Genomic DNA, 14,589 nt, shown 5'->3' on the forward strand with positions numbered 1-14,589 from the left:
GTGTAAGAAGAAGGTGGAAAAATTGATTACAGAAAATCAATTAAACGAAATCAGCATATTACAGGAAACATGCGAGAAATTTGATGAAATAACTTTAAAGTTAAACTGGGAAATGTTAAGAAATCGAAGAAATGATGTACAAGAAGATTTCTTTTACTATGAAGAAAATCAACTAGTTGGATTTTTAGCAACTTACTATTTTGGAGAAAAAGTTGAAATCTGCGGTATGGTTCATCCGAATTTTCGCCGAAAAGGTATTTTTTCTAGTTTGTTAAATGAAGCATTAAATGCAATATCTCCAGTCACTACGATTTTATTAAATGCTCCTGAAGCTTCAACATCAGCGAAAGAATTTATTAGAAATCAAAAAAAATGTTCCTATTCTTTTTCTGAATATCAAATGGCTTGGAAAAACCAAGAAGTAAAAGAATTTACACCACTCGTTAAATTCACAAAAGCAAAGCAATTCGATTTCTCGTTTATTTCAAATTTAGATGTTGTATGTTTTGGATTTGAAAAAAGTGATGCCGAGAAGTACAATCAACGCATCTTAAATGAACCAGATCGTGATTTATTTATTATAGAAGTAAATGATGAAAAAATTGGCAAAATGAGTTTGCTTCGTGAAAATAATGAGAGTTGGATTTATGGATTTGCAATACTTCCAGAATACCAAGGTAAGGGATATGGAAAAAATGCATTACTCCAAACCATTCAAAAAGAAAATGAGATTGGGAACGAAATTCATTTAGAAGTTGCTCTAGAAAATAGTAACGCGAAGAAATTATATACCGATTGTGGATTTAGACAATATAACACTCAAGATTATTATAAAATTAGCCAATAATTAGTAAGAGGCTGTCTGTTTTTTAGACGGCCTCTTTTTTAACTTATTATTATAATTTTATCATTATGAAAATATCTATGTTACACTAGAAAAGGATTAAATGGTAAAGGGTGAAAGTTTTGGAAAAAATAAGAGGATTTGAAGTAGCAAAAGGATTTGAAAACTGTGGAGTGAACCTTCCAAAAAGAGCAACTACTCATGCAGCTGGTTATGATATCGAAAGTATTGAAGAGACGATTATAAATCCAAACGAGATCAAACTTGTTGGTACAGGATTAAAAGCGTATATGCAAAAAGACGAATTTTTAGCATTATTTGTGCGCTCGTCTACACCTTTAAAGAAAGGCTTAATGAAAGGAAATGGGGTAGGGGTTATAGATTCAGACTACTACAGCAATCCTTCAAATGATGGCCATATCATGATGCAATTAATAAATGTATCAAAGGAGCCTGTTATTATTCAAAAAGGTGAGAGAATTGGACAAGCTGTTTTTCAAAAGTTCTTATTAGCTGATGATGATTTTGCAGGGGAAGAACGAGTAAGTGGATTTGGAAGTACTGGCAAATAATATAGATTTAAAAAAAGAACTCGATACGCTCGAGTTCTTTTAATTTTGTAATTAGTCTAACATTCTTGCAAGTTTTGGTGATAAAGCAAGTAAGATTAAGCCTGCTACGATTGCTGCTCCACCTACTACTAAGAATACTTGTAACATTCCAAGAGTTGTTGTAAATGCAGCTAATTGACCACCAACTAAGTTTGCAATGAAACTTGATGATAACCAAACACCCATTAATAATGAAGCAAGTTTAGCAGGTGCATAACGAGATACTGCTGATAAACCAACAGGTGAAAGTACTAATTCAGCAATTGTATGGAAGAAATATGTCATAATCATGAACAACATGTTTGCTTTTACAGTAATATGATTTGGATCAGAACCTGTTTTCATAACCGCCATAATTGTGAATGCGAAACCAATACCTAATAGGATAAGACCCATTGCCATTTTCGCAGGAACGCTTATGTTTTTACCATTTCTTGCCATTTTAATCCAGATCATAGAAAGAACTGGAGCGAAAAGCATAATGAATAATGGGTTAACAGATTGGAACCATGCAGATGGTACATTGAAGCTTCCGACTTTAAGATCTAAGAAACGTTCAGTATAAAGCGTTAATGATGAACCAGCTTGTTCAAATCCAGCCCAGAAAAATACTACGAATGCAGCTAAGATAAAGATAACTGTAGTACGTTGTTTTTCCTTTTTAGTAAGAGGAACATCCTTAACTGATTTGCTGTTACCCTCTTGTACAACTTTAGCGTTAGGTTTAGTACCTAAATCACCTAAATATTTTTGAGCTAATACGTTGAAAATAATTTGACCAATAATCATACCGATCGCAGATGCTAAGAAACCATAACGGTAACCAAATAAATCATCGCCAGCAGCATTTTTAGACATAAATAAAGTTTGTGCTAAATAACCAGTAACAAGTGGAGCAAAGAATGCACCTAAGTTGATACCCATGTAGAAGATTGTGAATGCACCATCACGACGTGGGTCATCTCCTTCATAAAGTTCACCAACAATTGTTGAAATGTTTGGCTTGAAGAAACCATTACCGATAATCATTAAAATTAAACCAAGGTATAAACCAGTTGAAGAATGAATACCGAATAATGCGATATTACCAGCTGCCATAATAATACCACCAATAGTGATCGCAGCACGCTTTGCAAGGAAATTATCTGTAATCCAACCACCAATGATTGGAGTGAAATATACTAGTCCAGTAAATAATCCATAAAGTTGTAGTGCCCAAGCATCTTTAAATCCAAGTCCACCTTGAACTACTGAAGTTGTTAAGTAAAGAACTAAAAGTGCACGCATTCCATAATAACTAAAGCGCTCCCAAGCCTCAGTTGCAAAAAGTAAGTAAAGGCCAGGTGGGTGTTTCGTTTTTTGATTTTGCTCGTTTGATGAAACGTTTTGTTTTGCTGCTACGCTCATTCAAATTCCTCCCTCATAAGTGCTATTCTGTGTAATTTTCTGTATGAATATTTATTGTCGCCAATTCATATACTATTCTGTCAATTTACTGTAAAAAATAATTTCCGAATTCAACAAATTTCGACAATTTGAGTTAAAAAAAATTTCTAACTATTTTCATCAGAACAATTCTACTAAATTTTTTTTTGATCCGCAAAAAATAACTTGGGACCAATTTACTATTTTAGTATAACACACAATAGCTTATTTCTGTAAAGTTTTTTATATTGTCAGACAAATCTTGCAATACTGATTTTTCTAATTAAACTAGTATTTTAAGACTTTGTCGATTGACCTGTATTAGTACAGCCTGAACAAAAAGACCTATATCTAAATAATAATAAATTTTTTAAATATTTCAAGGGTTTTTATTATTTTTTACTTTAATATTATAAAAGTTTAATTAAACGAAAGAATGTGAATTGTCAAAATTTGTCGAAATGATAATAGAATGTTTCGTCCTTTTTTAATATTCAATTAATTCGTATGGACGATTTTCTAAAATTTGGATATACTAAAAGTACTATATATGAAACGGAGTGATGAATATGGGAAAGTTAATTAATTTAGTTCAGAAGAAGGTAAATATTAGAGGACAAAAAATGGAGTAAATCTTCATTATTGTCCTTATACATTGGAGGACAAAATGAATTTAAAACAATTAGGTTGGAACGAAGCGTTCGGAGAAAAGGATCAAAATAAAGTAGTTGCAAGAGTTATATCTGAACAAAGACAAATTTATAAATTGCACGATGGAGAAAATGAACTAACTGGTGAAGTTTCTGGGAAATTTCAATTCCAAGCAAAAGTAAAAAGTGATTATCCATCTGTTGGAGATTGGGTTGTAATTGAACCGTTAAAAGGTGAAAACAAAGCAATTATTCAAAAGGTATTGCCAAGAATAAGTCAATTCTCAAGGCAATCTGCAGGAGAAAAAATTGAAGAACAAATAGTAGCAGCTAATATAGATTACGTGTTTTTAGTAATGGCATTAAATAACGATTTTAATATAAGAAGATTAGAACGTTATTTACTTGTTGCTTATGATAGTGGAGCTAGTCCAATTATTATTTTAACAAAAAAGGATTTATGCACTGACCTACCAACCAAAATTGAAGCAGTTGAAGAGATTGCATTTGGTGTACCGATTTATTCTGTAAATAGTACAAATGGAGAAGGTATTGAAGAACTGAAACAGCTCATTTCAGAAGGGAAGACTGTTTCCTTACTTGGTTCTTCAGGTGTTGGTAAATCTACATTATTAAACGCGTTAATCGGTGAATTAATTCAAACAACACAGGACGTCCGTGAAGGTGACGATCGTGGTAAACACACAACTACACACCGCGAATTATTTTTCCTACCAACTGGCGGAATGGTCATCGATACACCTGGTATGCGAGAATTACAGCTTTGGGGTGGAGAAGAGCATATAAGCTCGACATTCACAGATGTCGAAGTATTAGCTAAATCATGTAAATTCTCAGACTGTACACATGAAAACGAACCAGGATGTGCAGTCAATCGAGCAATCGAAAACGGCGAACTAGATCAACAAAGACTTACAAGCTATCGTAAATTAATGAGAGAACTAGCGTATGCAGAACGTAAACAAGACGCTTCATTAGCTAGACTAGAAAGAGATAAGTGGAAAAAAATTAGTAAAATGATGAATACTAAGTCTTATAAATAAGAGAGAAGAGTATTTATACTCTTCTTTTTCTTTTGAAATTTTGTAAGTGGTTCATGAGGAAGTAAGCCGACAAAAAAACGATAAATACTGACTCATAATGAGCTCATGAGTCAGTAAAAAGCAAAAAAACTAAATTAACTTACCCAATAGAAATCTAAGGGGAGTTACATTAAAAAAAACTCAGTCCTAAGACCGAGATAAGACAATACTTAAGTTTGTATCAAAACAAACGAAAAATAGATAAACTACATAGTAGAATAGTTAATAACAAAAGCTTTCGATTGCTATTAACAAGCTAGTTTAGTGAATAGAGGAGAGCTATATGAAGCGATTTAGACGATTGTCTAGCAATGAATTAACCGGATTATTATTCATAATTGCAGGCATAGGATTATTATTTGATCTATTTTTAAATCCTTTTGCAATAATCGCAGCGGGAGTAGGTATTTATTTATTTCAGTATGGGGCAAAAAAACGAAAAGTTTACCCATCTACATCTGCGAATATCGCGTTTTTCGGAGGAATCATTTTATTCATAAGTAACGTATTCCAATTGAAATCGATCTTAGGGGTATTATCTTTTATCGTGATCTATGTTGGATATTTAATATTTGTTAATTCGAAATTTAATGAAAGAGTCATTGTGCCAAACATAGTTGAAACAACGAATACAGGTGTGTTTGAAACAAAATCGCTTATCTCAAATCGATTTTTTACAAATATCCATTTAAAGAATGATTCATTTGAATTAGATGATGTAGATTATTATTTTGGAATTGGAGATGTCATAATCGATCTTTCCGAGTCATTTATTCCTGAAGGAGAGACGGTGTTGGTATTAAATGGGATCATCGGTAATATTACTTTATATGTGCCGTATGATTTAGAAGTTTCGATCCAGCACTCTACTTTATTTGGCAAAATTAATATTCTTAAAAATAAATTGAACGGGTTTAACAAGAATTGTAAGTTCACTTCAAATGATTATAAAGAAGCTTCAAGAAAGTTGAAAATTGTCACTTCTTTAGCGATCGGAAATATTGAGGTGACAAACAAATGAAAATCGACAAAGGTATCTTTTTATCAATTTGTCTTGCTGCATTTACATCAAGTATTTTAATTTGTGGTGTTGTTTATTATTTTATAGATCATACTTTCCTTGATAAATTATTTCTGTATAAAATTGGAAATTTTTCTTTACTATTAATACTATTTGTAGCAATCATAATTATATCAATTGTTTATAGTACAGCAGTTTTGAGCACGATTCGTCATAATGAAAAAGCTTTACTGGAAGGTATATTAAAGGCAGAAAATGGAATTTATCATAAAGAATCAGAACATTCAATTCGGTCAATTGATAACGAAATCGAATTACAACTTCAAAAAATATCTAAACAAATTGAAGATTCAAGGAAGACTGTTCAAAAATTAGTAGATGAAAAGAAATTAATCGAATCTCAGACAATTGAAGATGTCGTAACGAAAGAGCGACATAGACTAGCAAGGGAACTACATGATTCCGTTAGCCAACAATTATTTGCGATTTCGATGATGATTTCTGCGATCAATGAACTTGGTGAAACTACGTTTAAAGAACAATTACAATATATAGAAAAAATGGCGATTAATGCTCAATCAGAAATGCGTGCACTTTTATTACATTTAAGACCAGTTCAGTTAGAAGGTAAAAGCTTAAAAGAAGGTGTAGAAAAGCTTCTAACTGAATTAACAAATCGTCAAGCTCTTCAATTAAAATGGAAAATCGATGATATTTCACTGTCAAAAGGTGTAGAGGATCATTTATTTAGGATTATTCAAGAAGCATTATCGAATACTTTAAGGCATGCAAATGCAAAAACCTTTGAAATACGAATTAGAAAAATTGAAGATTTTGTATTAGTTCGAATGATTGATGATGGAATCGGTTTTGATGTTGAAAACCGAAAAACTGGTTCGTATGGATTGCAATCAATAAGTGAACGTTCTTCTGAAATTGGCGGAACGGCAAAAATAGTAAGTATACCAAAAAGAGGAACCCAGATTGAGGTAAAAGTTCCAGTAATTGAATAGAGGTGGGAAAATTGATCAAAGTCGTGTTAGTTGATGATCATGAGATGGTAAGAATGGGTGTTTCTACATATTTAAGTACTCAATCTGATATTGAAGTGGTTGGTCAAGCAAGTAATGGAAAAGAAGGCGTAGAACTTGTTTTAGAAAAACGTCCTGATATTGTATTAATGGACTTAATTATGGAAGTTATGGATGGAATTGAAGCGACAAAACAAATTATTTCAAAATGGCCAGAAGCAAAAATCATTATTGTTACAAGCTTTATTGATGATGAAAATGTTTATCCAGCAATTGATGCAGGTGCAATTAGTTATATGTTAAAAACATCTAGAGCTAGTGATATCGCAGGTGCAATACGAACAACTCATAAAGGTGGCTCAGTTTTAGAACCAGTTGTTACTGGGAAAATGATGAATAGAATGAGAAAATCTGCTCAACGCGAATTACATGATGATTTAACGGCTAGGGAACAAGAAGTCCTTCATTTAATGACTGAAGGTAAATCAAATCAAGAAATCGCCGATACATTGTTTGTATCATTAAAAACGGTTAAAACACATGTAAGTAATATTTTAACGAAATTAGAAGTCGTCGATCGAACTCAGGCCGTGATTTATGCTTTTAGACATGGAATTGTAGAACAAAAATAAATATATTCACAAAAAGAAGTCAAAAATGGCTTCTTTTTTCTATTTTTATAAGATTTGAAGCAATATTTTAGATAAATAAATAATTAATGGTAAGATAGTTATATTCGTTTTATTAATTTTGGAAGGAGCAGTTAATTGAAGATCAGATTAAATCATAAAATCATAAAAGAACGCTGCGGTACAGTCTCCTTCAAAAGGGGTGACTCTTTTTATCGCGCAAATAAAGTAAAGATCGAAAAATATAATAATGATGCCTGTACAGCTACAGTTATAGGAAATGAAGATTTTACCGTTAATGTCATAAAAGAAGAAAATGATGATTTTTATTGTAAGTGCACTTGTCCAAAACTAGCTTCAATTAAAACGGATTGTCAACATATAGCTGCCGTTTTAATTTCGATTTTTGAACGGCAGAAAAAAGAGGAAAATCATACAGAAATAGATGTTTTTATAGAAAACTCCGATTTAAATAAGTCGAATGGTATTTTAGAACTTTTTCATGATAAAAAGTTTCGAAAAAGCGAAAAATTAAGACATTTTGACAATAGGCAAGTAATTAATGTTGAGTTTATTTGCGAAGTCGTTGAAATGAGTGAAGGATATAAAATCCTTGGAATAGCAATGGCATTTGGAAAAAAGAAAGTAGAAAATCTACGCAATTTTTTAAAGAATGTTAAAGAGGGAAAACCAAGTGAAATTTCGGCTGATATTATATTTGACCCTAATTTACATTGTGTACAAAATGAAGTTAATCGTATTTGGGAACTTTTAATAAAGTTGTTAGATGATGAAAAAATGTTTAATGATCCTCTAACTAAGAAAGATGAATTCATTTTCATTTCTCCGACAATTTGGAGCCAATTCATTCATTTAGTAACAGTCACAGAAAACGTTAAAATGATTGAAAACGGAATACCATTTAATGGAATTTCATTTACCGAAGATAAATTACCATTAGAATTTGAAATTGAGCAATTGGATGGTCAATACTTTTTAACTGCAAAAGGAATTGAGAAATTAACGATAATGGAAGCCTATTCAACAGTCTTATATCGTGGAAGAATATATAATCTTAAAATAGAGGAATTTAATCGCCTTGTTGAATTAAAACAAATATTTAAAAACACAGCGCATGAAAAAATAAATATTCCAACAGACCAAATCCATCTTTATGTTGAGAAAGTAATTCCGGGACTTATAAAGCTTGGTAAGGTGCAAATACCTACATCATTATCAAATCAATATTCAAATACCCCATTAAGAGCAAAGCTATATTTAGATCGTATAAAAAATAAATTACTTGCAGGGCTAGAATTTCATTATGATCGCATAGTGATTAATCCGCTAGATAAAAGAGAAATCCAGCTAAGTAAAACGTTAGTTAGAGATGAAGAGAATGAAATAGAAATATTACAATTAATGGAAGATAGTTCTTTTTCAAAAACAGAAGGTGGCTATTTCTTACAAAATGAAGAACTTGAATACGAGTTTTTAAGAAATATATTACCGAAACTTGAAAAGCTTACTGAAATTTATGCAACGACCGCAGTTCGAAATAGAATTTTTAAAGAAAATAAGAAACCTCAAATACGCGTCAATTTAAAAAGAGAACGAACGAATTGGTTGGAATTTAAATTTGAATTAGACATTCCTGAGAAACAAATCAAAGAAGTATTATTAGCACTAAAAGAAAAACGGAAATATTATCGGTTACAGGATGGTACTTTATACTCGCTTGAAACGAGAGAATTACAAGAAATCAGGCGATTTTTAAATGCAGTACCTGAGCAAGAAGTTGATTATGAAAGTGTATTAAACTTACCCATAAAAAATGGTCTATATTTATTAGATTCTACGGAAGAAACTAGTTTATTTAAAATTGAAGATCGTTTGAATCATTTTTATGAGAGTTTAATAAACCCAAACGAAATAGTAGAAGAAGTACCTAAAACATTGAAAAATCTTTTAAGAGATTACCAAATTTTTGGATACAAATGGATGAAGAATTTAGCTAAATTCGGATTTGGAGGGATTTTAGCGGATGATATGGGATTAGGTAAAACAATTCAAAGTCTTACTTATATTCAATCCGTTTTAAACGAAATCCGTTCATTGAATGCACCAATCCTAATTGTTTGTCCTACCGCATTAACGTATAACTGGTTAAGCGAAGTATTTAAATTTGTACCAGAAATTCAAGCACTTGTCATTGATGGAAATAAAAATGAGAGATTGAAAATACAAAAAGAACTAGTCAATATCGATGTATTAATTACCTCTTATTCGTTGTTAAGAAATGATATAAAATGGTACGAAAAGCAAAAGTTTCATACAGTATTTTTTGATGAGGCACAGAATTTTAAAAATCCATTTACTCAAACAGCTAAAGTCGTAAAAAAACTAAATGCTGATCAACGATTTGCATTGACAGGTACTCCAATTGAAAATTCACTTGAAGAACTTTGGGCAATTTATCATGTTGTTTTTCCTGAATTATTAGGAGGGTTAAAGGAATTTAGCAATTTAACTAAGAAAACAATCTCTAAAAGAGTTCGACCTTTCTTATTAAGAAGATTAAAAGAGGATGTGCTAAAAGAACTTCCAGAGAAAATCGAATCGAAGGAATTTGTCGAATTGTTACCAGAGCAAAAAAAATTATATGCAGCATATTTAGCAAAACTACGACACGATACACTAAAGCATTTAGCCGTGGATAAATTTACATTAGGCAAAAATCATATAAAAATATTAGCCGGTTTAACGCGTTTAAGACAAATTTGTTGCCATCCAGCTTTGTTTATAGATGGTTACGAAGGTAGTTCAGCTAAGTTTGAACAGCTTTTTCAAATAATTGAGGCATCAAAAATAGCCGGTAGGAGAGTATTGATATTTTCTCAATTTACGAAAATGTTAGATTTAATCGGTAGAGAACTATCAATAATGGGAGAGCAATTTTTTTATCTAGATGGACAAACTCCGTCAGAAGAACGTCTATCGATCTGCAATCGATTTAATGCTGGTGAACATAACTTCTTCTTAATTTCATTAAAGGCAGGAGGAGTGGGACTCAATTTAACAGGAGCTGATACAGTTATTCTTTATGATAATTGGTGGAATCCTGCGGTTGAAAACCAGGCAACAGATCGAGCATACCGTTTCGGCCAAATAAATGATGTTAATGTAATCAAGCTAGTCGCTAAAGGAACGATTGAAGATAAAATGAATGAACTACAAGAGAAGAAAAAACAATTAATAGGTGAAATTATTGAAACGAATGGAAAACCTTCATTTAATTTAACTGAAGAAGATATTCGTGAATTATTAATGTTTTAAAATAAATTGCCGCTCGCCTGAGTGGCTTTTCCCTTTCCCTCGAAAAAGCTCTTGGCTTCATTTTATTTCATTCTTAAATGTTTGAAAGCGAGTATATTAGTAATGAAGCTAATAATTTAATAAATTCATAGATTGAAAATGAAATTATTTTTATGAGAGGGAGAGTTAGCATGAGCAATAATCGAAAATTTGTTAATGTCTCAGCAGGAGTTCCAGGGCCAAAGGGGAAAGAACTTATAAAATTACGTAGCGAGTTTGTTCCAAATGGTGTTGGAAATAATACACCTGTTTTTGTAGAAAAAGCACACGGTACGATCGTTGAGGATGTTGATGGAAATGAATTTTTAGATTTTGCTGGAGCGATTGGTACTTTAAATGTAGGACATACTCCAAAGAATGTTGTACAAGCGATTAAAAATCAATCAGAGCGATTAATCCACGCTTGCTTTCATGTTGGAATGTATAAGTCTTATATTGATTTAGCTAAAAAATTAACTGAAATAACGCCTGGGGATTTTTCTAAAAAAACAATTCTATTAAATAGTGGTGCTGAAGCAGTTGAAAATGCTGTTAAAATTGCGAGGAAGTACACTGGTCGTTCAGGAATTATTTCGTTTACCCGAGGATTTCATGGGCGAACTTTATTAGGGATGTCTTTAACAAGTAAAGTAAAACCATATAAATATAAGATGGGACCATTTGCTCCTGCTACATATAAAGCTAAATTCCCTTATTTATCAAATCGACCAAAAGAGTTAACTGAAGAAGAATATATTAATTTTTGTATTTCTCAATTTAAGGATTTTCTATTAACAGATGTATCACCAGAAGAAGTAGCTGCAGTTATTATGGAGCCCGTACAGGGAGAAGGAGGATTTATTGTTCCTCCAAAGAAATTTGTAAAAGAAGTATATAATATTTGTAAGTCACATGGAATTTTATTTATAGCGGATGAAATTCAAACAGGATTTGGGCGAACGGGTGAATTGTTTGCATCAACGATTTTTGAAATTGAACCAGATTTAATCACAATGTCAAAATCAATCGCAGCGGGTGTACCCATTAGTGCGGTGTCAGGTCGAACTGAAATAATGGATGCGGCATCACCTGGTGAACTAGGTGGAACTTATGGAGGAAGTCCTTTAGGTTGCGTAGCAGCACTCGAGGTGATTGAAAAAATTGAAAGTGAAAAATTATGGATTCGAGCTAGATCGATTGGAGAAAAAATTAAATCATTTTTTGAACAATTGAAAAATGATTTTCCAATTATTTATGACATTAGAGGATTAGGAGCAATGGTAGGTATCGAATTTGTAGATCCTACTACTGATCAACCAGCAAAAGAGTTTGTTGCAGCATTAACAAAAAAATGTTGTGAAAATGGAGTCATTATTCTAAGCGCAGGTGTTCATAGTAATGTTCTTCGTTTCTTAACGCCTTTAATTATTTCTGATGAGGAATTAGATGAAGGTTTAGATATTATAAAACAATCAATACATCAAGTTGCTAGTCAGCTTGTATCTGAGGTGAAATAGAATGCAAAAACAATTTTATATAAATGGAAGATGGGTTGAAGGGATAAAACATGAAGATCTTGTTGCCCCTCATTCTGGTGAAGTTTTAGCTGAAATACCAATCGCAACGATAGAGAATTTGGAAGAAGCGATCAAAGCGGCTAATAATGCGAAATCTCAAATGGAAAAGCTCAGCTCATATGAGAGAAGTGTCATTTTAGAGCAATTAGTTGAACAGTTTAAAGAAAATCGTTCAAAACTTGCTGAGATTTTAGCATTAGAGGCATCCAAACCTCTAAAGGCTGCTCTAGGTGAAATTGATCGAACGATTGCAACTTATAAAATAGCTGCTGAAGAAGCAAAAAGAATATACGGTGAAACAATCCCTCTTGATGCAGTAGCAGGTGGTGAAGGTCGAGTCACTTATACAGTCAGAGAGCCAGTTGGGGTAATTGGTGCAATTACACCGTTTAATTTCCCGTTTAATTTAGTAGCACATAAAGTTGGTCCAGCAATTGCTGCAGGAAATACAATTGTTTTAAAACCAGCTAGTCAGACTCCACTCTCTGCAATTGCATTAGCTGAAATGATTGATAAAACGGATTTACCTAAGGGTGCGTTTAACTTGATTACAGGAAAGGGCTCCGAAATCGGCGATGCTTTAGTAAAACATCCTGAAGTGAATGCAATTACATTTACTGGCAGTCCTGAAGTAGGCATTTCATTAAAAAACAAAGCAGGATTAAAAAAAGTAACATTAGAACTAGGTTCAAACTCAGCGTTGATCATCGACGAAGATGTCAAGCTAACTGATGAATTAATCAATCGCTGTGTATGGGGAGCCTTTATTTATAACGGCCAAGTATGTATTTCATTACAAAGAATTTTTGTCCACCATACACTTTATAATGAATTCCTATTGAAGATGAAAAATGCTACTAAATTATTAAATATGGGTTCGCCATTAGACCTTCAAACAGATATTAGTGCCCTGATTTCTAAAAAAGATGTTGCTAGAATTGATGAATGGGTTAAGCAATCAATTAAAGATGGAGCCGATCTAGTAACTGGTGGCGATATAATAGAAGATCGTCTTTATAAACCAACTATTTTAACAAACGTAAAGAACAGCAGTGATGTATCCTGTAAGGAAATTTTTGGTCCAGTTGTAGTCATCAATTCATATGAACATTTTGATGAAGCAATAAATGAAGTAAACAATAGTCGGTTTGGATTACAAGCTGGTGTCTATACAAACAACTTACAAAGAGCATTGTATTCTACTAAAAAATTACATGTAGGTGGCGTGCTAGTAAACGATGTTCCTACATTTAGAGTTGATTTAATGCCTTACGGTGGAGTAAAAGAAAGCGGTTATGGAAGAGAAGGCATAAAGTATGCAATACAAGAGATGACTGAAATGAAACTAGTCTCTATTAAACTTTAATCTTTTTTGAAAGGACTTATCATATTTGAAGATGATAGGTTCTTTTTTTTATGGATAAAAGGTAAAAATTACTTCATAAAGTGAACCTTGTTCAACTAATGTCAATTTAGTTTAATAAGAAATGACTAATAACATAAAAAGAAAAAAATTACCTGTAAGTAGACATGTTGGTGAACCTTTTAGTATTCGATGGTCCAAGAATAAAGAAATATTAGTTAATAAGAAACAAATTAATATTAACACACAGGGCTAATTTTATTGCATGTAAAAGAAATTTAGACAGACATATATATTTTAATTAAATAGAATTTAAAAATTGAATGTTTATTCATTAAATATGATGAATAGAAACTAATTAAAGAATAGATGAACTACTGTTAAAATGGAGGAGTGCCATTCAATGAATAAAAATTTGCTGCCATTATCTATTATGTTTTTAGGGGTATGTCTTGTTATAAGTTCTTTTTTTATTTCGCAGTCTTTAAAATTTAATGGGGATAAAGAAAAGATACAAATCAAGCAAAGTGAGAAACTGAAACTACAAAATAGATATGAATTTATTAAAATAACTGATAATCATTATATTATCTTTGATAGACATTCTGGAGACTATTGGAGTCAAGATAATGGTTTAGACAATTGGATTAAGCAAAAACCTAATCCGACTTCATCAAAATAAATTGTTAGGCTATTTTATGGACAAAGCTAGGATATAAATCAATATGTAACTAACTTATGTTATTGTTGAACAACGCATAAATTTTAATAGAATTTTATCATCGTCTATACCTTTTTCATTCGTTTTTACTTTTTTCGATTTACCATTATTGAGGATAAAATAAAATAACCTCTTGTACAACTAAATATGCTATAGTTGTACAACATAATCGGCTGAATAATAATGGCAGATTATTTGCATTAGGGTTCATTTATAGCTTGGAGAATCGTTGCTCCAAAAAGATGATATTAAATTCGATT

At 31.9% G+C, this 14,589-nt stretch carries 11 protein-coding genes; 10 read left to right on the forward strand and 1 reads right to left on the reverse strand.

From position 1 onward, the window contains the following. Positions 1-22 precede the first annotated feature (22 nt). Entirely contained in the window at positions 23-847 is an 825-nt protein-coding gene (locus tag ACFVR2_RS20260) for a GNAT family N-acetyltransferase (RefSeq protein ID WP_387365870.1), read from the forward strand. A 119-nt stretch (positions 848-966) separates the two neighbouring features. Continuing rightward, the gene (locus ACFVR2_RS20265; RefSeq protein ID WP_387365873.1) at positions 967-1,416 is read left to right on the forward strand and encodes a dCTP deaminase domain-containing protein; all 450 of its coding nucleotides are present in this window, start codon (positions 967-969) and stop codon (positions 1,414-1,416) included. A gap of 51 nt (positions 1,417-1,467) precedes the next feature. Here the strand turns inward: ACFVR2_RS20265 and ACFVR2_RS20270 are convergent, their stop codons facing one another. Then, positions 1,468-2,862 carry a peptide MFS transporter gene (locus ACFVR2_RS20270; RefSeq protein WP_387365876.1) on the reverse strand — a complete coding sequence of 465 codons (1,395 nt, stop codon included), beginning with the start codon at positions 2,860-2,862 and terminating at the stop codon, positions 1,468-1,470. A gap of 685 nt (positions 2,863-3,547) precedes the next feature. Between ACFVR2_RS20270 and rsgA the strand changes: the two genes are divergently transcribed. The 8 genes from rsgA (at position 3,548) to ACFVR2_RS20310 (ending at position 14,290) form a co-directional block, all read left to right on the forward strand. Then, positions 3,548-4,594 carry a ribosome small subunit-dependent GTPase A gene (rsgA, locus tag ACFVR2_RS20275; protein WP_387365879.1) on the forward strand — a complete coding sequence of 349 codons (1,047 nt, stop codon included), beginning with the start codon at positions 3,548-3,550 and terminating at the stop codon, positions 4,592-4,594. Positions 4,595-4,916: 322 nt separating this feature from the next. Then, positions 4,917-5,654: a cell wall-active antibiotics response protein LiaF gene (gene liaF, locus ACFVR2_RS20280; RefSeq protein WP_335474909.1), complete on the forward strand. Its 738-nt coding sequence runs from the start codon at positions 4,917-4,919 to the stop codon at positions 5,652-5,654. Further along, positions 5,651-6,667, forward strand: coding sequence for a sensor histidine kinase (locus ACFVR2_RS20285; RefSeq protein ID WP_387365884.1), 1,017 nt, complete (start codon positions 5,651-5,653; stop codon positions 6,665-6,667). The genes liaF and ACFVR2_RS20285 overlap by 4 nt, the downstream gene beginning before the upstream one ends. An 11-nt stretch (positions 6,668-6,678) precedes the next feature. Continuing rightward, positions 6,679-7,317: a response regulator transcription factor gene (locus ACFVR2_RS20290; protein WP_387365887.1), complete on the forward strand. Its 639-nt coding sequence runs from the start codon at positions 6,679-6,681 to the stop codon at positions 7,315-7,317. A 135-nt stretch (positions 7,318-7,452) separates the two neighbouring features. Then, positions 7,453-10,650: a DEAD/DEAH box helicase gene (locus ACFVR2_RS20295; RefSeq protein WP_387365890.1), complete on the forward strand. Its 3,198-nt coding sequence runs from the start codon at positions 7,453-7,455 to the stop codon at positions 10,648-10,650. 170 nt (positions 10,651-10,820) lie between these two features. Then, a complete protein-coding gene (gene gabT, locus ACFVR2_RS20300; RefSeq protein WP_387365893.1) occupies positions 10,821-12,185 on the forward strand; it encodes a 4-aminobutyrate--2-oxoglutarate transaminase in 1,365 nt (454 codons plus the stop codon). A 1-nt stretch (position 12,186) separates the two neighbouring features. Then, positions 12,187-13,611 carry an aldehyde dehydrogenase family protein gene (locus ACFVR2_RS20305; protein ID WP_387365896.1) on the forward strand — a complete coding sequence of 475 codons (1,425 nt, stop codon included), beginning with the start codon at positions 12,187-12,189 and terminating at the stop codon, positions 13,609-13,611. Between the two features lie 400 nt (positions 13,612-14,011). Continuing rightward, a complete protein-coding gene (locus tag ACFVR2_RS20310; protein ID WP_387365899.1) occupies positions 14,012-14,290 on the forward strand; it encodes a hypothetical protein in 279 nt (92 codons plus the stop codon). Positions 14,291-14,589: the final 299 nt, after the last annotated feature.

Origin of the sequence: Gottfriedia sp. NPDC057991, assembly GCF_042886615.1 — a bacterium.
In the GTDB taxonomy this organism is placed as follows: Bacteria; Bacillota; Bacilli; order Bacillales; family Bacillaceae_G; genus Gottfriedia.

Coding starts and splice junctions, on each gene's coding strand:
- ACFVR2_RS20270 (WP_387365876.1), bottom strand. CDS start 2,862: ATGAGCGTAGCAGCAAAACAAAACGTTTCATCAAACGAGCAAAATCAA.
- rsgA (WP_387365879.1), top strand. CDS start 3,548: ATGAATTTAAAACAATTAGGTTGGAACGAAGCGTTCGGAGAAAAGGAT.
- liaF (WP_335474909.1), top strand. CDS start 4,917: ATGAAGCGATTTAGACGATTGTCTAGCAATGAATTAACCGGATTATTA.
- ACFVR2_RS20285 (WP_387365884.1), top strand. CDS start 5,651: ATGAAAATCGACAAAGGTATCTTTTTATCAATTTGTCTTGCTGCATTT.
- gabT (WP_387365893.1), top strand. CDS start 10,821: ATGAGCAATAATCGAAAATTTGTTAATGTCTCAGCAGGAGTTCCAGGG.
- ACFVR2_RS20305 (WP_387365896.1), top strand. CDS start 12,187: ATGCAAAAACAATTTTATATAAATGGAAGATGGGTTGAAGGGATAAAA.
- ACFVR2_RS20310 (WP_387365899.1), top strand. CDS start 14,012: ATGAATAAAAATTTGCTGCCATTATCTATTATGTTTTTAGGGGTATGT.